This window comes from Aquisalinus luteolus, from assembly GCF_009712425.2.
In the GTDB taxonomy this organism is placed as follows: domain Bacteria; phylum Pseudomonadota; class Alphaproteobacteria; order Caulobacterales; family Parvularculaceae; genus Aquisalinus; species Aquisalinus luteolus.
The window spans coordinates 1,410,256-1,426,107 of record NZ_VCJR02000001.1 but is presented as its reverse complement, the minus strand read 5'-3'; the positions used below and the strand labels follow the sequence as shown (position 1 = coordinate 1,426,107).

Sequence of the window (15,852 nt, the reverse complement as noted above, 5' to 3'; positions counted from 1 at the left end):
TTACTGATCATGGTCTTGATCTTCTTTTTCAGGAGGGTGCCATGTCAGGAAACAAGTCTGCCACGAGAGAGATTTACGAAAAACTCGCCGCTTCGCCGCAGCGACGCCGTACCATCGCCGAGAACATTTTCCGACAGCTGCGCAACGCAGGCAGCGCGTCCTCTTCCGGCTTTTCTGCCGACGGCGCGACCCGATACACAACCATGATCCGCACAAGGACGGCCGAGTAACGCTTCCGTTGCCTGCCTACCCCAGAAACCCATCAGGCAACGAACAAAAGCCCCGCTGACGAGCGGGGCTTTCTTTGTAGATGCAGACGTTGAGATCGGGGCAATAAAAAACCCCGCTCGAAGGCGGGGTTTTCCATAAGGCGTAAAGCTCTAGCGCTTGGAGAACTGGAAGGAACGACGGGCTTTCGCCTTGCCGTATTTCTTCCGCTCGACGGCGCGGGAGTCGCGGGTCAGGAACCCGCCTTTTTTCAGGACGCTGCGCAGGCCCGGCTCGTAATAGGTGAGCGCGCGGGAGATGCCATGACGCACGGCACCGGCCTGACCGGACGGGCCAGAGCCCTTGACGGTGCAGTAGATGTCAAACTGGTCATTGCGCTCAGCGGCAACCAGCGGCTGCTTGATGATCATCTGCAGGACCGGACGACCGAAATATTCGGTGTGGTCCTTGTGGTTGACGATGATCTTGCCATTGCCCGGCTTGATCCAGACGCGGGCAACAGCCGTCTTACGCTTGCCTGTGGCATAGGCGCGGCCATGCTCGTCGATCTTCGGCTCGGCAACGGTTTCTTCTTCCGGAGCGCCAGTCATGCCAGCGGCAGCGGCGACGTCTTTCAGGTCTTCAAGAGTGTTCGTTTCGCTCATCGTGATATTCCTTTAGCCGCGCAGCGTGTTCTTTTCGTTCATGGATGCAATATCCAGCGCTTGAGGCTGCTGGGCTTCATGCGGATGGTTCGGGCCGGCATAGACCTTCAGGTTGCCAAGCTGCTGGCGGGCCAGCGGGCTTTCTTTCGGCAACATGCGCTCAACGGCCTTCTTGATGACACGCTCGGGGAAGCGACCGTCGAGGATCTTGTCCGCGGTGCGTTCCTTGATGCCGCCGGGATAGCCGGTGTGCCAGAAATATTTCTTGTCGGTGCGTTTCTTGCCGGTGAAGACCACTTTATCGGCGTTGACGATGATGACATAGTCACCGCAATCGACGTTCGGCGTGTAGATCGGCAGGTGCTTGCCACGCAGGCGCATCGCCACCAGGGAAGCGAGACGGCCGACGACGAGACCCTCGGCGTCGATCACGACCCATTTCTTTTCTACTTCCGCCATTTTGGCGTTATAGGTTTTCATGATGTGTATCCTGTTTGAAGTTTGGAGAAGCGGCTTTTATAGATATGGCCGTTCAAGTCAATGTCTTTGTGAAAAAAGCAGGAAAAACAACCCTCTTTATGTGCGGTAAATAGATACCACATAAATTTCCCATCAGAATCAGGACCTTGTTTCATGGTAATTTCGTCCAGCCGCTCTCTTTTTGGCACTGCTGCCCTCCTCACCTTGCTCGCTGCCTGTTCCCAGCAGCAGGATGGCGGAGATGAATATAGTGAAGACATCGCAGTAGAGAGCCGCGAGGAGCCGGTAGCAGAAGAGCAGGCACCTGAGGAGATGTCTGTTCCGGAAGAGACAGAAAGCTCCGGTGAAACAACCGAGACTGCTGAGCCAGTACGAACCGACATCCCGGTGACGGCAGAGCTTGGCAGTTTTGGCAGCGAGGTGCACGGCCTGGCGCTATGGGCCCATCCGAAGGTCGCCTATCAGGGCGCCGTGCTGGCGGCCAATGGCGAGGCCGGGCTGATCGCGATCGATTTCGAAAAAGGCAGCCCGGACAGCATCGCGGGAACGTTTGTCGGCGGTCTCGCCGTCACCTATCCAGACTGGTCGCGCGGCAATGAATCGCTCATCGCAGCCTATGACTCAGCCAGCGGATTTCGCTTTTTCGATATCGATGAGGAGGCCCTGACATTTTCCGAATGGACAGTGACCGGAGCAGACGAATTACCGGGCGAACCAGTGCAGATCTGTATCGCTTCCCGCGCTGATGCCGCCATTGTAAATATTGCGGTCATAAGTCAGGAAAACACCGTAAGTCATGCTTCCATAAACCAGAATCCCGATGGAAGCCTCACCGTTTCCGCCCCTGTCAGGGTTAACGTGCCACAGCCGATCGCCTGTGCCGGCGATGACAGCCATGGAATCATCGTCTTCGCGACCGGAAGGGGCACGCTTGTCGCGGTCGGGACCGGTGACGAAACGAACAGCGGATCAGAGCCGACTGACAAGCCATTCGTGGACAGGATCGCCACCTTGCCGACCTCTGACGTTAACGGCATCGCGACAAGTTTACAGACCGGCCAGGGCCAGATCCTGGTCTCCTACCAGAACGAGGACGCGCGGTTTTATGGCTATGATATCGAAACCGGCGAGGAACTGGGCTATTTCACCGTCTCGCCACTGAGCGGCATCGATGGCGTTTCCGGCCTCAGCCTGTTTGCAGCCGATGGCGGGAATTTCGGCGGTATTTATCGCAAGGGCGTTCTGGCAACGATCGGCAGCGATGAGGCACGCACGCTGAAGCTCGCGCCCCTTTCGACCGCCCTGCGCAACTGGACGATTTTCGAGGCCGATGTCCTGAACCGCCGTGACATCACACAGCCGCCGGAACAGGTGGATGACACCGGACTGAATTTCTCTGTCCCCGATTTCGAGGACCTTTAGCTGGCAGCTGACTTCGCGAGCGGCGCTTTCAGGTGATAGGCGTTGTAAAGAACCGCTGCGATCAGCGCGAGCGCGCCGAGTTGGTGCAGCAAGGCGAGAGACACAGGCACCGCAGCCATGATGGTCCATATGCCGAGCAGCATCTGGAAAAAGACACCCATGACGATCAGCCCCGCCCGTTTCCTGAACGCCTTGCCGGCCTTCGCCATATAAAGCCACAACGCGATTGCTGCAGCGAAGACCAGATAGGCACCGATGCGGTGATTGAACTGGACCGCTGCCATGGTCTCGAAAAGGTCATGGAAACCGGGATTGGCGGAGAAATATCCGCTTGGAAAGAACTCGCCATTCATCAGCGGCCACGAAGTATAAGCCTTGCCCGCCCTTAGCCCCGCGACGAGCGCGCCGAGGAATATCTGCACAGCCATCAGGCCGCCGAACAGGACCGTTGCCAGCCAGAATTTCTGCCGGTCGCCGAATACCTCACCGGCGCGGCTCTGCATACTGAGATTGAAGGCGAGCCAGAGGAAATAGCCGAAAATACAAAAGGCCAGCCCCAGATGCGCCGCAAGGCGGTATTGGCTGACATCGACCCGGTCGACGAGACCAGAAGAAACCATGTACCAGCCGAGAGCGCCCTGCAGGCCAATGAGTACAATGCCGGTGCCCGTCTTCACCTTCAGCGCTGTGGTCCTCATCGCGCCGGAGAACACGAAGAACAGCCAGGGGACGAGATAGGCCATACCGATGAATCGGCCGAGATTGCGGTGTCCCCATTCCCACCAGTAGATCGTCTTGAACTCGTCCAGGCTCATGCCCTTGTTGACGCGATGATATTCGGGGATCTGGCGGTACTTCTCGAACTCCTCCATCCAGCCCTGCTCACCGACCGGGGGGAACGCACCCATGATCACGTCCCATTCGGTGATCGACAGGCCTGAATCCGTCAGCCGCGTCGCACCACCGACGGTGACGATGGCGGCGACGAGCCCGCAGATGACAAAGAGCCAGAGCGCCATATGGCGGGCGGCACGCTTATCGCGCGCACCATATAGGTGCTGGACATGGGTAGCCGTTTTGCGAGCTTCTGCGTCGTTCTTCAAAGACGTTTCTGGCTCTGGAGAACCTGCGGCTTCTGTGACTGGTGACTTGTTCATGCCATCGCCATATAGAGAGCGTTCGAACCGGGCAAGTGCCATAGCGCCGCGCCCCACGGCACAAGAGACAGATGAGAATGAACCCGCGTACCAAGAAGCTGATCGGCCTGATCCTGTTCCTGCCAGCGCTGCTGATCTATGCCGGTATCGTCGTGACCATCGCCGACTACATCCCCAATCACTGGGCGGTTTATCTCGTCTATTACATCATCATGGGCACGATCTGGGCGTTTCCGCTGAAGCCGGTCATGGCCTGGATGAACCGGCCCGTTGATGCCGAGGACGACTGAAAACAGCCCTCCCAAAAACCTGCCTGAACGCACTGATGAGTTGTTGCGCGCCATGGACGACCGACATATAGTCCGCCCCTCGCCGGGATGACCCGCCGGTGAATGTCGGAGCGTAGCGCAGTCTGGTAGCGCACTACACTGGGGGTGTAGGGGTCGTCGGTTCAAATCCGGCCGCTCCGACCATTTAACTTTACCGCACAGTGTGATTGTAGTTGGCTGGCGCCCATGAGAGGTTTCGCAATATTGCTGGAATTGCTTTTGGCGACATTCCTGCTGCTGATCGCAGGACTGCAACTTTTCAATCCGCAAATTCGCATTTTTGGAAGCATCCTGCTCCTGGTCGGCGGCTGGTTTGCAGTTCATGGATGCTTGATCTGGGTCAAGCCAGTGATGTTGCGAAATGTCTTCTTTGCACTGCTTTCAGTCGCTGTCCCGCTTATCCTGATGCTTTGGCATTTTTTCCCGACCTGGGAAAACGAACTAGTCGTGTCATCAGGTGATGGAGAGGTATATCGGACAACGGCCCAGCCAGGGCTCATCATGTTGATGGAAGTTATCATCGTGGATGGCACGCTGTTGGTGGTCGTAATTCTCAACCTTATAGCCATATGGGAAAGCTACAGGGAGGACAGGAAGGTCTCGGCCTGAACGAGCCTAGCTAGCTCTCGTCGAGCGCGACGATCGTATCGATCGCCAACGTCGCTTCGTCGAGATTGTCCTGTACGGCTTCGAGCCGTTTGAGCAGATCGCGCAGCGTTTCCTTTGAAATGATGACGTGATCTTCCTCTCGGATCGCTGGAATGGCGGGCGCGGGCGCTTCTTCCTGCACTTCATCGTCATCGGAATCGGCCGGGGCCGGTTTCATCTCGATCTCTTCGCCGGCAAAAGCGCGCCGGCCGATTTCGGCAACGAATTGGGCGCCATTGTCCTTGAAGATCTTCTGCACGCCCTTGGTCGTGTACTGTTCCTTGTACAGAAGGGTCTTTACGCCGTTCAGCAGTTCCAGGTCATAGCTGCGGTAATAGCGCCTGCCCCCTGCCCGGCGCATCGGCCGGATTGTGCCAAACACATCTTCCCAATGGCGCAAAACGTGCTGGGGCAGGTCGAGCTGCTCCGCCGCTTCGCTGATGGTCCTGAATGCGTCCGGTGCCTTCGCCATAATAAAGCGGCCTAATCCGCCGCCTTGCCGCTGTTGGCGCGCATGGAGTCGTTGATCTGGTCCTTGAGGACATGGGACGGTCGAAATGTCAGCACCCGTCGCGGTTTGATGGGTACTTCCTCACCCGTCTTGGGGTTACGCCCGATACGCTGGTTCTTTTCGCGCACAGAGAATGTGCCAAACGAAGACAACTTCACCGTCTCGCCTGTTTCCAGCTTACCAGCCATGGTTTCGAGGATCGTTTCCACCAGTTCAGCGGACTCGTTACGGGAAAGACCGACATTCCGATATACGGCTTCGGTAAGGTCGGCCCGCGTGAGTGTTTTGCCTGACATGCTCATTCCTCAGTCGGTGAGACTCTGGATTAAACAACCTAAAGCATCGGCGGTCAACCAAGGAAACCGCATAAGTCCTTGAAAAAAAGGGAATTTAGCCGGGCAGAAAAGAGCCTAATAGCGCAGCAGTGCAGCGCCCCATGTCAGGCCGCCGCCCATGCCTTCCAGCATGATCAGGTCGCCCCTCTTGAACTTGCCGTCTTTCACCGCTTCGTTGAAGGCAAGAGGAATGGACGCGGCAGAGGTGTTGCCATGCATGGCGATGGTGGAGATCACTTGGTCGTCCCGGAGGTCGAGTTTCTTGGCAACGCCATTGATGATGCGCTGGTTGGCCTGATGTGGTACGAACCAGTCGACCGTGGTCGGGTCTATCCCGGCGACGGCAGCTGCCCCCTCCATCGCCTCGGATATCTTGTTGACGGCTTCCTTGAAAACCTTGTTGCCCTGCATGCGCAGATGGCCGATCGTGCCTGTGGCCGAAACGCCGCCGTCCACATAAAGAAGGTCAGTCATGCGACCGTCGCAGCGCAGATAGCTGGACAGGATGCCCCGCCCGCCTGCTTCTTCCTCATCGACAGCAGTAACGACAAAAGCCCCGGCACCATCGCCGAAAAGCACGCAAGTGCCCCGGTCTTCCCAGTCAAGGATGCGCGAGAAAGTCTCCGCGCCGATGACGAGGGCTCGTTTATGCTGGCCACTTACGAGGAATTTCTCGGCGATCGACAGGGCATAAACGAAACCGGTGCAGACGGCCTGGATATCGAAGGCTGCGCCATTGGTTATGCCGAGCTTGGCCTGCGTTATTGCGGCTGTTGCAGGGAAGGTCAGGTCGGGTGTTGCAGTGGCCACGACGACGAGGTCGATATCGTCCGGGCCGACACCGGCATGCTCCATGGCGCGGCGTCCGGCCTCGGTGGCAAGGTCTGACGTTTTCTGACCTTCGGCAGCGACATGGCGCTGACGGATGCCGGTGCGCTCGGTGATCCACTCATCACTGGTATCGACCCGCTTGGCCAGTTCGTCATTCGTCACGACACGCTCTGGCAGATACCCGCCGACACCTTCGACCACAGCCTTCAAACTCATCAAACTACTGCCTCTCGCGGTTCGCCGCTGTCGTCGGTCTCGCTGGCTGGCGGCAGTTTCTCTGCCCGCGCGGAAACCTTGGCGATCGTGGACTTGATTTCATCCTGGAAGGGCTGGCGTACCAGACTGTCCGCAACTTTCAAGGCCGAAGCGACGCCATCGGCATCGGCCCCGCCATGGCTCTTGATAACGAGGCCGTTAAGGCCGAGCAGCGGCGCACCGTTGACGTTGGACGGGTTGGCTTTAGCCCGCATTTTAGACAGGCCGCCATACATCAGCAGCGCCCCGACCTTCGAGATCAGATTCGATGTAACGGCCTCTCGCACCCAGCCGGCAATCATCCGGGCGGTACCTTCGGCGGCCTTCAGGGCGATGTTTCCGGTGAACCCGTCAGTCACGACCACATCGACCGTACCCTTGGCAATATCGTCACCTTCCACAAAGCCGGCGAATTCCATTTCCGGGTCGGCGTCGCGCAGGGTCAGGGCGGCGCTACGGATCAATTCGTGGCCTTTGAGCTCCTCGGCACCAACATTGAGCAGGCCAACGACCGGCTTTTCCTTGCCCGTCATGGCCCGGTAATAGGCCTCGCCCATGATCGCGAACTGCACCAGCTGCTCGGCGGTCGCTTCGACATTGGCGCCGACGTCGAGCACCACGGTCTTGCCATCTTTCATGGTCGGCCAGAGCGCGGTGATCGCCGGACGATCGACCCCTTCGATCATGCGCAGCTGCATGACCGACATCGCCATGAGCGCACCGGTATTGCCGCAGGAAACTACGCCAGCCGTCTGGCCTTCCTTGACCGTCTTGATCGCGTTCCACATCGATGTATGACGCCCGCGGCGCACAGCCTGGCTCGGCTTGTCTTCCATTGTGATGACACCTTCGGCATGAATGATCTCATACCGGCCATGCGGAAAAACGATCTTCTCCTCGGCAATGATGCGACGCAATTCGGGCTCGTTACCGACGAGAACGAGTTTCGACTTCAGTCCCTCGTTCAGCGCTTTTGCGCAGCCGTTCAGCATGGCTGAGAGGCCGCCATCTCCCCCCATCACGTCTACGGCGATCGACAGATCTGTGGTCATACTGTTCCCAACGTTTCAGTAGCGGGTGTCTGCAAAATACAGAGTCTTTCCCGTCGCGCAATGGACAGGGAGAAGCGTCTTATCCCCGTTTGACCGGAATTGCTAATCCTGCTTGAGCGATTTCAGCGCTGCAAAAGGCGATAATGATGGCTGTTCGGCTTCGTCTTTCACCGGCTCCGCCCCCTCTTTGCGCGGAAATGGCTCCATGGCGAGGGAAACCTGCTGGATGGCCTGTTCAGCGAGATCGATGGTGTCGCCGATGATCGGCTCCGGTGCCTCGATGTCGATTTCGACCTCGCCGGACAGGTCGGGCAGTTCATCGACCTGCTCCAGTTCGAAGGAGAAGTCGTCGTCGATGCTTTCATCCATCGGCTCGAGGCTACTGACACAGGTGCGCACCAGCTCTGCCGTGACATGCCCCTCGACAAGAATAACGGGGCCGCTGCGACTTATCTCGAAGGATGCCTCGATCGATCTGACCGCTTCAGCCTCCAGCCGCCTGGCGACCTTCTCGAGAGCATTTGCCGGGAAGGTAACCTTGTAGGACTTCGGCCGGGAGGAAATGTCTTCGATCCGGACCGGCTTCTCATAGCCATTATCGGGCTTTTCGCTCTCGATGTGGTCGGTCATCAGGCTGCTCCTCCTGTCATGTCCGGCTCGGGAAAGCTGACAAAGCCCAGCATCAGCCGGTCGATCTTCTGGTTGCCGAGATCCCTGGCGGCTTGCCTGACATAGCCAGCAAGCGGCTGTGCGACCTTGCCGGCCTCATCTTCCTCACCCGGCAGGCCGAGAATGTTGCGGCTGAGGGCATCGGCCAGCGCGCCTTCCTCGTCATCATTCAGAGCCCGGTCATAGGCGTTGATGCGGCCATAGAAGTCTTCCGCCAGCTTGCGAACGCGCTTGCCCACGATCAGGTCGCCAACACCCATTTCGCGCAGGGAATCGTCCATATTCTTGAACATGACATCGAACAGCGCCTGCGAAAACGCCGACGTGCGCCCCTCCTCCGGTTTCAACCGCCGCATGACGAGAAACATGTGCAGGCATATCATGTCGAACCTGCCATCGACCGTATCCGGTACCCCCGCCTCGTAAAAAGCCGGTTTTCGGGCCTGGACGATGATGTCTCGATAGAGCTCGCGCGCCCTGTCTCTGGTTTTGTCTCTATTGAAAATTCGGGAAAGCATGAGGCTCCTGCGGGTTACCCTGCGTGTTATATTGAATCTTTGTCATATGCCAAAGGCCGCCCGGGCTTGGCAAACACTTCGCTATCAAGGTAAAGAGATAGGCAATTATCTGCGTTAAGGAACAGGTCTTGTCTATGTTACGTGCCATCACGCTTGTCGCTGTCATCATCGCGCTCAGCGCCTGTGTCTCCACGCGGGCCCGCCACGGTTATATCATCGAGCGGGGCGAAACAGAGCTCACCGCGGAACAGGGCCTCGATTCGCGCGAGAGTGTTCTTGCCCGCTATGGTGAACCGACGCTGCGCCCGGCGCTGAATGACAACACCTGGTACTATGTGACCATGACCACCAATGCGCGCGCCTTTTTCCGCACGCAGACAACCAACCGTCAGGTCGTAGCCTTCAATTTCGATAATGAAGGCAGCGTGACGGCGGTCGACACCTATGCGCTCGATGACGGCATGAACCTCAATCTGGTCGACCGCGAGACACCAACCCGGGGCAAGGAACTGACCTTCATCGAACAACTTGTCGGCTCTGTCGGCCAGTTGCCGCCGACCGAAGGCCCGCAGGTTCCCGGGCAGGATCAACGCTGATCGAATTCAATCTTCGACAAAATGGTCATGACCCCGCTTCGGCGGGGTTATTTCCTTTCCGTTGCAAAGGACGCTGACACCTTCGCCTTCCCTGCACTGACCAATGACGGCGAACGGCACGCCCTTCTCTTCAGCCAGCGACTTCAGCGCCGGGATGCGCTCGGGCGATGCCGTGAACAGGATCTGATAATCGTCACCGAATGAGGCGAGTGTCGCGAGCGCCGACCCCTTGTCCGGCTGCGTTGAAAGCCAGGTTTGTGCCATCGGTGATAGCGGCACCTTATCAAGATCGATATACAAAGAGAGAGAGGATGCAGACGCGATATGTCCTGCATCAGCGATCAGTCCGTCAGAAATATCGAGTGCAGCAGAAGCATGCGAGGCAACCATTGGCGCAAATTCCGGGCGCAAAACCGGCACACGATAACATTGAATCAGCAATTCATCTGCATCCGGAGCAACCGAAAGCTGGCCCTGCGCAACTGCGAGGCCAAGTCCGGCGTCACCTATTGTGCCGGTTACAGCCAACAGATCACCCGGTTGCGCACCAGTGCGCAGAACCGGCTCCTGCCCCTGCTCCATCTTGCCGAACAGCGTGATAGAAATGACCAAAGGGCCATCACCGGCATGCCGGGTCGTGTCACCGCCGAGAAGACCGACTCCGAACGCCTGCTGATCCTGAGCAAGACCGTCGGCAAACTGCTGCAGCCAGTCAGCGTCACAGGATCGCGGCAGGGCCAGCCCGAGAAGGTAGCCCGCAGGCCTCGCCCCCTTGCAGATGATGTCGGAGATATTGGTGCGCAGCGCCTTGCGCGCGATCATGTCAGGCGGATCGTCTGGCAGGAAATGCGTGCCGGCAATCAGAAGGTCCTTGGTGACGATGTCATACCGAGACAACAGGGCCACATCATCGGAGAGTTGCAGGCCATCCTGCCCGGAGAGCGGGCGGAATATCTGTTCGATGATATCGAATTCACCCAATTGCCGGTTCGTCGCCACGAAGGGCCAGCCTTTCCTCAGCGAGTTGGCTGATTGGTATTGGTTTTAAAACTCGTCCGGACGTACTTCGTGGCCGGCCTTGTCCAGCACGGCGTTGATGAAGGACGCCTCGTCGCTGCCCTCGTCGAAGAACGCATTGGCAAGATCGACGCTCTGGTCAATCACAACGCGAGCCGGCACATCGGACCGACGGATCAGTTCGTAGACGGCGCATCTCAGGATGGCCCGTGCCGTCGCATCGAGACGCTTCAGCGTCCAGCCTTTCGACAGGTGCTTGTTGATGAACGGATCAACCTTGCCCTGCAGCTCCAGAACACCGCGCACGAGGTCCTCGAAATAGTCAGGGTCGGCATCGCGGATCGCTTCGCCATCGAGTTCACCGCCAAGGCGATAGTTCTGGAATTCGCGGATCACGCCGTTCACGCCAATGCCCGAATGCTCCATCTGATAGAGCGCCTGCACGGCACCGAGGCGCGCGAGCGAACGCCCGTCCATCGGGTCCAGCTTTTTGATCGCAGTTTTATCCATGGCATCAGCCATCATTCTTAACTGTCCTTGCTCACATCGGCAGCCATGCGACCGAGGAATTTTTCGAAATCCTCGACCCGGCCGAAATTGTTGTAGACGGAGGCATAGCGAACGAACGCCACGTCATCCAGTTCCTGCAGCCCCTGCATAACGAGGCCGCCCAGTTCGCGCGACTCAATTTCGCTGTCGCCGCGTGATTCAAGTCGCCGGACGATGCCGGACACCATCTGATCGAGCTGTTCAGGGTCGATATTTCGCTTGCGCGTGGCGATATTAATGGACCGCATTAGCTTTTCGCGGTCGAACGGTACTTTCTTGCCGGAGTTCTTGAGGATCGTTAGTTCGCGCAGCTGTACCCGCTCAAAGGTGGTGAAGCGACCGCCACAACTGCCGCACTGGCGGCGGCGGCGGATCGCGGCGGAATCCTCCGTCGGCCGCGAATCCTTCACCTGGGTATCTTCATTGCCGCAGAACGGACAGCGCATTTATTCTTATCCTGTTTCCGGCGCCGTTCGCTGGCCCCTTGATCAGGCGGCTCAGCTATAGATCGGGAAACGCGCCGTAAGCGCCTTTACCTTGGCCAGCACCGCCTTTTCGACTTCGCCGTTATTCTCGCCGTTCTCGGCCAGTCCGTCCAGCACCTCTGCAATCAGGCGGCCGACTTCCTGGAACTCGGCAACACCGAAGCCCCGTGTCGTGCCCGCAGGCGAGCCGATGCGGATACCGGAGGTGATTGCCGGTTTTTCCGGATCAAAGGGCACACCGTTCTTGTTGCAGGTGATTCCTGCCCGCTCGAGGCTTTCCTCGGCCATGTTGCCTTTGACACCTTTCGGTCGCAGATCGATCAGCGCCAGATGGGTGTCGGTGCCGCCGGAAACGACGGCATAACCGGCATCGACCAATACTTCGGCCATGGCTTTTGCGTTTTCGATGACCTGTTTAGCATAAGTCTTGAATTCCGGCTTCAGTGCCTCGCCAAAGGCAGCGGCCTTGCCGGCGATGACATGCATCAGTGGACCACCCTGTATGCCCGGGAACATAGCCGAGCGGAATTTCTTCGCCAGCGTCGGATCATTGGTCAGGATCATGCCGCCGCGTGGACCGCGCAGTGTCTTGTGGGTCGTCGTCGTCGCGACATGGGCATACTCAAGCGGGTTGGGGTAATGACCACCGGCGACGAGGCCAGCGAAGTGGGCCATGTCCACCATAAGATAGGCGTCGACCATGTCTGCGATCGCACGGAAGCGCTTGAAGTCGATGATGCGTGAATAGGCAGAGCCGCCTGCAATGATGACCTTCGGCTTGTGTTCTTTGGCAAGCGCCTCCAGCCCATCGTAATCGATGCGCTGATCTTCCTCATTGACGGTATAGTGCACGGCATTGAACCACTTGCCCGACTGGTTGACCTTGCTGCCATGGGTCAGGTGACCACCGGCAGCGAGATCCATGCCGAGAAAAGTATCGCCGGGCTGCATGAGCGACATGAAGACGGCCTGGTTTGCCTGGCTGCCGGAGTGCGGCTGAACAACAGCCTCTTCACAATTGAAAAGCTTGCAGGCGCGCTCGATAGCAATCTTTTCGACCTCATCGACGGACTCGCAACCACCGTAATAGCGCTTGCCAGGATAGCCCTCGGCATACTTGTTCGTGAGGACGGAACCCTGCGCTTCCAGTACGGCGCGGGAGACGATGTTCTCGGAGGCGATCAGTTCGATCTGCTCCTGTTGGCGGTGCAGCTCATCTTGCATGAAGCCGAACAACTGAGGATCGCTGTCCTGCAAGGATGCAGAAAAAAATCCGTCCTGTTTTACCTGATGGGATGGTGTCGCGCTCATTCTGGCCTCCATGCTGTCATTTACGCACGCATATACAGACCTGAGCGGCTGAGGACAATCCGATTCGGGGCGTCAGCTTAAGTTGTAACTGTAAGGACAGAATGGGAGCGATTGTAATAATTACAGTAAATGACGCTCCAATATTTTAATCTTACATAGATGCAACTATTTGTACGTTGTAAGCATTTCGCAACCTGTCTAGTAGATAAAACCCTGCTGACTCGAACAATTCACTTGATCCTCCATTTCAAGATCAATCGACGGGCCAATAGACATTCTCACCAGAAAGGAAGCTGATTATGGCTGACGATAAAAATCAAATCGATCCGGATGATATTCTTCATTTAACAACCGATATTGTTGCCGCGTATGTCAGTAACAATAAAGCAAGCGCCGACGAGATTCCGCAGCTGCTGGAAAAAACCTTTTCGACACTCAGCGGCCTGCGCGCCGGTGGCGACAGCGAAGTGACAAACAAGGAACCGGCTGTTCCGGTTGCCAAGTCGATCACGCCGGATTTCATCATTTGTCTCGAAGATGGCAAGAAGCTGAAAATGCTGAAGCGCTATCTGCGCACGCAATACGACCTGACGCCGGAAGAGTATCGCCGCAAATGGAACCTGCCAGCGGACTATCCGATGGTCGCTCCGAACTATGCCAAGAAACGCTCGGCCTTCGCCAAGAAGATCGGTCTCGGCAAGGCAGCAGGCACCAAGGCTGCCACTGCTACCAAGAAGACGACCCGCAAACGGGCAACGAAGAAAAAAGCCTGATCAGGATTGTTGTCCGACAAAAAACCCCGGCCTGGCGCCGGGGTTTTCTTTTTCATCTATCAGGAAATTCAGGCAGCAGCGCGCTTCAGCTGCAGGTCTGTCCACACGACATCCAGCGCTTCGACAAGTTGTTCGATATGAGCATCGGTATGCAATGGCGTCGGCGTGAAGCGCAGGCGCTCCGTACCGCGCGGAACCGTCGGATAATTGATCGGCTGGACGTAGATCGAGTGATCCTTCAACAGCCTGTCCGAAACAGCCTTGCAGGCAACAGGATCGCCAACGAAGACCGGCACGATGTGACTGACGGACGGCATGACGGGGAACCCCGCCTCTGACAGTACAGACTTCATGCGCGCGGCGCGCTCCTGATGGCGTGCTCGCAGATCCTCGCCTTTTTTCAGCGTGCGAACACTTTCCAGGGCGCCAGCAACCAGGACCGGCGACAGAGCCGTCGTGAAGATGAAGCTCGACGCATAGGAACGCACGGCGTCTATCAGCGCAGATGAACCGGCAATATAGCCACCCATGACGCCAAATGCCTTGCCAAGGGTGCCTTCGATGACATCGACGCGGTGCTCGACACCGTCGCGCTGGGCAACGCCGCCGCCCTTTTTGCCATACAGGCCGACGCCGTGGACTTCGTCGAGATAGGTGAAGGCGTTATATTTCTCGGCCAGGTCGCAGATCTTGCCGATCGGCGCGATGTCGCCATCCATCGAGTAGACAGATTCAAAGGCGATAACCTTCGGCTTGTCCGCCGGCAGGTCCTTCAGCAGCGATTCCAGATGCGCAAGGTCGTTATGACGCCAGATCAGTTTCGGTCCCTTGCCGCCTCGGATGCCGTGGATCATGGAGGCATGGTTCAGTTCATCGGACAGCGTGATGCAGTCCGGCAGCAGCTTGCCGAGCGTGGACAGCGTTGCCTCGTTCCCGACATAACCGGAGGTGAAAAGCAGCGCCGCTTCCTTGTTGTGGAGATCAGCCAGCTCTTTTTCGAGGCGGACATGATAATGGGTGGTGCCGGCGATATTGCGCGTGCCGCCTGCCCCGACACCGACTTGGTCGATGGCTGTTTTCATCGCTTCGGCGACATCCGGATGCTGGCCCATGCCGAGATAGTCGTTGGAACACCAGACGGTCACTTCCTTCGGGTCTGCCTTGCCATCATGATAACGCGCTTGCGGAAAGCGGCCAGCAATCCGTTCCAGATCGGCGAACACACGATAACGCCCTTCCGATTTCACGGCTGAGACGGCTGTCTGGAAGGCTTTTTCGTAATCAAGCATGATGGGCGCGATACTCTGATTGTCTATTTCAGTCTATATGCGAAAAAAAAGCCGCCCCTGCAATGCGACAGGACGGCTTATTGCGTGATTACACTATGATTTTGAATGCAAATTATAATCGGAAGCGGATCTGATCGCCCCAGAAGCGTTCCAGTCTCTCCAGTGTTATACTGGCTGAAGCCATCATGTCTGCGTGGACATCGCCAACCTGCTCGACAGAACCGAGCTGACGCTCGAACATGTCGACCAGCATATCGCGGATATCGCAGCCCTTGTCGGTCAGGGAAACGCGCACGGACCGGCGGTCGGTTTTGCTGCGCTCGTGGCTGATGTAGCCAGCGTCGACCAGCTTTTTCAGATTGTAGGATACGTTGGAGCCAAGATAGTGCCCACGGGTGCGAAGCTCGCCAGCCGTCAGTTCGGCATCGCCGATATTGTACAGCAGCAGTGCCTGCACAGCGTTCACGTCGGTCTGGCCGACACGCTCAAGCTCGCTCTTGATTACATCCAGAAGCTGGCGGTGCAGCCGCTCTATCAGCTGCAGCAGCTTTTGATACGCCGCTTCAAGGTCAGTATTTTCACGGCCTGACAGTGTTTCTTTCGTCTGCAGCCCGGATGAAAAGCCCGCTACCATAGTAATCCCCTTAGGTGTTTTTCTACGCAACAGTTGAAAGAGGTATCAGGGAAAATCTAAGGGGTGGTTAAGCCAACCTGCATTTTTTTACATTTAGTGGCCTGAAATCATTTACGGAT

21 protein-coding genes and 1 tRNA gene are annotated in these 15,852 nt (G+C 57.4%); 7 read left to right on the top strand and 15 right to left on the bottom strand.

Annotated features, from left to right (window positions below; genetic code table 11):
* Positions 1-41: 41 nt before the first annotated feature.
* On the top strand, positions 42-230 hold the full coding sequence (locus FF098_RS06760) for a hypothetical protein (protein WP_155138677.1): 189 nt from the start codon (positions 42-44) through the stop codon (positions 228-230).
* 150 nt (positions 231-380) lie between these two features.
* Here FF098_RS06760 and rpsI read toward each other — a convergent pair whose 3' ends face one another.
* Positions 381-872 (bottom strand): 30S ribosomal protein S9, encoded by a 492-nt coding sequence (gene rpsI, locus FF098_RS06755; RefSeq protein ID WP_155138675.1) that lies wholly within the window; start codon positions 870-872, stop codon positions 381-383.
* 12 nt (positions 873-884) lie between these two features.
* Positions 885-1,352 carry a 50S ribosomal protein L13 gene (gene rplM, locus FF098_RS06750; protein WP_155138673.1) on the bottom strand — a complete coding sequence of 156 codons (468 nt, stop codon included), beginning with the start codon at positions 1,350-1,352 and terminating at the stop codon, positions 885-887.
* A 153-nt stretch (positions 1,353-1,505) separates the two neighbouring features.
* Between rplM and FF098_RS06745 the strand changes: the two genes are divergently transcribed.
* Complete coding sequence (locus FF098_RS06745; RefSeq protein WP_155138672.1) at positions 1,506-2,774, top strand: hypothetical protein; 1,269 nt, start codon at positions 1,506-1,508, stop codon at positions 2,772-2,774.
* Here the strand turns inward: FF098_RS06745 and FF098_RS06740 are convergent.
* Entirely contained in the window at positions 2,771-3,973 is a 1,203-nt protein-coding gene (locus tag FF098_RS06740; RefSeq protein ID WP_205967404.1) for a COX15/CtaA family protein, read from the bottom strand. The two genes, FF098_RS06745 and FF098_RS06740, sit on opposite strands and share 4 nt — an antisense overlap.
* Before the next feature lie 35 nt (positions 3,974-4,008).
* On the opposite strand from FF098_RS06740, the gene FF098_RS06735 reads away from it, so the two are divergent.
* The 3 genes from FF098_RS06735 (at position 4,009) to FF098_RS06725 (ending at position 4,869) form a co-directional block, all read left to right on the top strand.
* Complete coding sequence (locus FF098_RS06735; protein ID WP_155138670.1) at positions 4,009-4,221, top strand: DUF2842 domain-containing protein; 213 nt, start codon at positions 4,009-4,011, stop codon at positions 4,219-4,221.
* A 106-nt stretch (positions 4,222-4,327) separates the two neighbouring features.
* Positions 4,328-4,404: transfer RNA gene (locus tag FF098_RS06730), tRNA-Pro, on the top strand.
* Positions 4,405-4,446: 42 nt separating this feature from the next.
* A complete protein-coding gene (locus tag FF098_RS06725; protein WP_155138668.1) occupies positions 4,447-4,869 on the top strand; it encodes a hypothetical protein in 423 nt (140 codons plus the stop codon).
* Positions 4,870-4,879: 10 nt separating this feature from the next.
* Here the strand turns inward: FF098_RS06725 and FF098_RS06720 are convergent, their stop codons facing one another.
* From FF098_RS06720 to FF098_RS06695, 6 genes are all read right to left on the bottom strand, one after another.
* Complete coding sequence (locus FF098_RS06720) at positions 4,880-5,380, bottom strand: MerR family transcriptional regulator (protein WP_155138666.1); 501 nt, start codon at positions 5,378-5,380, stop codon at positions 4,880-4,882.
* An 11-nt stretch (positions 5,381-5,391) separates the two neighbouring features.
* Positions 5,392-5,715 carry an integration host factor subunit alpha gene (locus FF098_RS06715; protein ID WP_155138664.1) on the bottom strand — a complete coding sequence of 108 codons (324 nt, stop codon included), beginning with the start codon at positions 5,713-5,715 and terminating at the stop codon, positions 5,392-5,394.
* A 114-nt stretch (positions 5,716-5,829) separates the two neighbouring features.
* Positions 5,830-6,801 (bottom strand): beta-ketoacyl-ACP synthase III, encoded by a 972-nt coding sequence (locus FF098_RS06710; RefSeq protein WP_155138662.1) that lies wholly within the window; start codon positions 6,799-6,801, stop codon positions 5,830-5,832.
* Positions 6,801-7,892, bottom strand: coding sequence for a phosphate acyltransferase PlsX (gene plsX / locus FF098_RS06705; protein WP_155138660.1), 1,092 nt, complete (start codon positions 7,890-7,892; stop codon positions 6,801-6,803). The genes FF098_RS06710 and plsX overlap by 1 nt, the downstream gene beginning before the upstream one ends.
* 102 nt (positions 7,893-7,994) lie before the next feature.
* Entirely contained in the window at positions 7,995-8,522 is a 528-nt protein-coding gene (locus tag FF098_RS06700; RefSeq protein ID WP_155138658.1) for a YceD family protein, read from the bottom strand.
* Positions 8,522-9,079, bottom strand: a complete 558-nt coding sequence (locus FF098_RS06695) for a ubiquinol-cytochrome C chaperone family protein (RefSeq protein ID WP_155138656.1) — start codon at positions 9,077-9,079, stop codon at positions 8,522-8,524. Before FF098_RS06695 ends, FF098_RS06700 begins: the two co-directional genes overlap by 1 nt.
* 134 nt (positions 9,080-9,213) lie before the next feature.
* On the opposite strand from FF098_RS06695, the gene FF098_RS06690 reads away from it, so the two are divergent.
* A complete protein-coding gene (locus FF098_RS06690) occupies positions 9,214-9,675 on the top strand; it encodes an outer membrane protein assembly factor BamE (RefSeq protein WP_229714560.1) in 462 nt (153 codons plus the stop codon).
* A 6-nt stretch (positions 9,676-9,681) separates the two neighbouring features.
* On the opposite strand, the gene thiL is transcribed toward FF098_RS06690, so the two are convergent.
* The 4 genes from thiL to glyA are packed head-to-tail and all read right to left on the bottom strand — an operon-like array spanning position 9,682 to position 13,037.
* Complete coding sequence (gene thiL, locus FF098_RS06685; protein WP_166426364.1) at positions 9,682-10,674, bottom strand: thiamine-phosphate kinase; 993 nt, start codon at positions 10,672-10,674, stop codon at positions 9,682-9,684.
* A gap of 45 nt (positions 10,675-10,719) precedes the next feature.
* A complete protein-coding gene (gene nusB / locus FF098_RS06680; protein ID WP_229714529.1) occupies positions 10,720-11,217 on the bottom strand; it encodes a transcription antitermination factor NusB in 498 nt (165 codons plus the stop codon).
* A 2-nt stretch (positions 11,218-11,219) separates the two neighbouring features.
* Entirely contained in the window at positions 11,220-11,687 is a 468-nt protein-coding gene (gene nrdR, locus FF098_RS06675; protein ID WP_155138650.1) for a transcriptional regulator NrdR, read from the bottom strand.
* 51 nt (positions 11,688-11,738) lie between these two features.
* Positions 11,739-13,037: a serine hydroxymethyltransferase gene (gene glyA, locus FF098_RS06670; protein ID WP_155138648.1), complete on the bottom strand. Its 1,299-nt coding sequence runs from the start codon at positions 13,035-13,037 to the stop codon at positions 11,739-11,741.
* Positions 13,038-13,336: 299 nt separating this feature from the next.
* Between glyA and FF098_RS06665 the strand changes: the two genes are divergently transcribed.
* Positions 13,337-13,810 carry a Ros/MucR family transcriptional regulator gene (locus tag FF098_RS06665; RefSeq protein WP_155138647.1) on the top strand — a complete coding sequence of 158 codons (474 nt, stop codon included), beginning with the start codon at positions 13,337-13,339 and terminating at the stop codon, positions 13,808-13,810.
* Between the two features lie 68 nt (positions 13,811-13,878).
* On the opposite strand, the gene hemA is transcribed toward FF098_RS06665, so the two are convergent.
* Both hemA and ldtR read right to left on the bottom strand, forming a co-directional pair.
* Positions 13,879-15,099 (bottom strand): 5-aminolevulinate synthase, encoded by a 1,221-nt coding sequence (hemA, locus tag FF098_RS06660; protein WP_155138645.1) that lies wholly within the window; start codon positions 15,097-15,099, stop codon positions 13,879-13,881.
* Positions 15,100-15,211: 112 nt separating this feature from the next.
* Entirely contained in the window at positions 15,212-15,733 is a 522-nt protein-coding gene (gene ldtR, locus FF098_RS06655) for a transcriptional regulator LdtR (RefSeq protein WP_155138643.1), read from the bottom strand.
* Between the last annotated feature and the right edge of the window lie 119 nt (positions 15,734-15,852).

Coding starts and splice junctions, on each gene's coding strand:
- nusB (WP_229714529.1), bottom strand. CDS start 11,217: ATGATGGCTGATGCCATGGATAAAACTGCGATCAAAAAGCTGGACCCG.
- FF098_RS06665 (WP_155138647.1), top strand. CDS start 13,337: ATGGCTGACGATAAAAATCAAATCGATCCGGATGATATTCTTCATTTA.
- ldtR (WP_155138643.1), bottom strand. CDS start 15,733: ATGGTAGCGGGCTTTTCATCCGGGCTGCAGACGAAAGAAACACTGTCA.
- plsX (WP_155138660.1), bottom strand. CDS start 7,892: ATGACCACAGATCTGTCGATCGCCGTAGACGTGATGGGGGGAGATGGC.
- FF098_RS06735 (WP_155138670.1), top strand. CDS start 4,009: ATGAACCCGCGTACCAAGAAGCTGATCGGCCTGATCCTGTTCCTGCCA.
- FF098_RS06695 (WP_155138656.1), bottom strand. CDS start 9,079: ATGCTTTCCCGAATTTTCAATAGAGACAAAACCAGAGACAGGGCGCGC.
- rplM (WP_155138673.1), bottom strand. CDS start 1,352: ATGAAAACCTATAACGCCAAAATGGCGGAAGTAGAAAAGAAATGGGTC.
- FF098_RS06720 (WP_155138666.1), bottom strand. CDS start 5,380: ATGGCGAAGGCACCGGACGCATTCAGGACCATCAGCGAAGCGGCGGAG.
- FF098_RS06715 (WP_155138664.1), bottom strand. CDS start 5,715: ATGTCAGGCAAAACACTCACGCGGGCCGACCTTACCGAAGCCGTATAT.
- FF098_RS06725 (WP_155138668.1), top strand. CDS start 4,447: ATGAGAGGTTTCGCAATATTGCTGGAATTGCTTTTGGCGACATTCCTG.
- rpsI (WP_155138675.1), bottom strand. CDS start 872: ATGAGCGAAACGAACACTCTTGAAGACCTGAAAGACGTCGCCGCTGCC.
- glyA (WP_155138648.1), bottom strand. CDS start 13,037: ATGAGCGCGACACCATCCCATCAGGTAAAACAGGACGGATTTTTTTCT.
- FF098_RS06710 (WP_155138662.1), bottom strand. CDS start 6,801: ATGAGTTTGAAGGCTGTGGTCGAAGGTGTCGGCGGGTATCTGCCAGAG.
- FF098_RS06745 (WP_155138672.1), top strand. CDS start 1,506: ATGGTAATTTCGTCCAGCCGCTCTCTTTTTGGCACTGCTGCCCTCCTC.
- FF098_RS06700 (WP_155138658.1), bottom strand. CDS start 8,522: ATGACCGACCACATCGAGAGCGAAAAGCCCGATAATGGCTATGAGAAG.
- FF098_RS06760 (WP_155138677.1), top strand. CDS start 42: ATGTCAGGAAACAAGTCTGCCACGAGAGAGATTTACGAAAAACTCGCC.
- FF098_RS06690 (WP_229714560.1), top strand. CDS start 9,214: ATGTTACGTGCCATCACGCTTGTCGCTGTCATCATCGCGCTCAGCGCC.
- FF098_RS06740 (WP_205967404.1), bottom strand. CDS start 3,973: ATGGCACTTGCCCGGTTCGAACGCTCTCTATATGGCGATGGCATGAAC.
- hemA (WP_155138645.1), bottom strand. CDS start 15,099: ATGCTTGATTACGAAAAAGCCTTCCAGACAGCCGTCTCAGCCGTGAAA.
- nrdR (WP_155138650.1), bottom strand. CDS start 11,687: ATGCGCTGTCCGTTCTGCGGCAATGAAGATACCCAGGTGAAGGATTCG.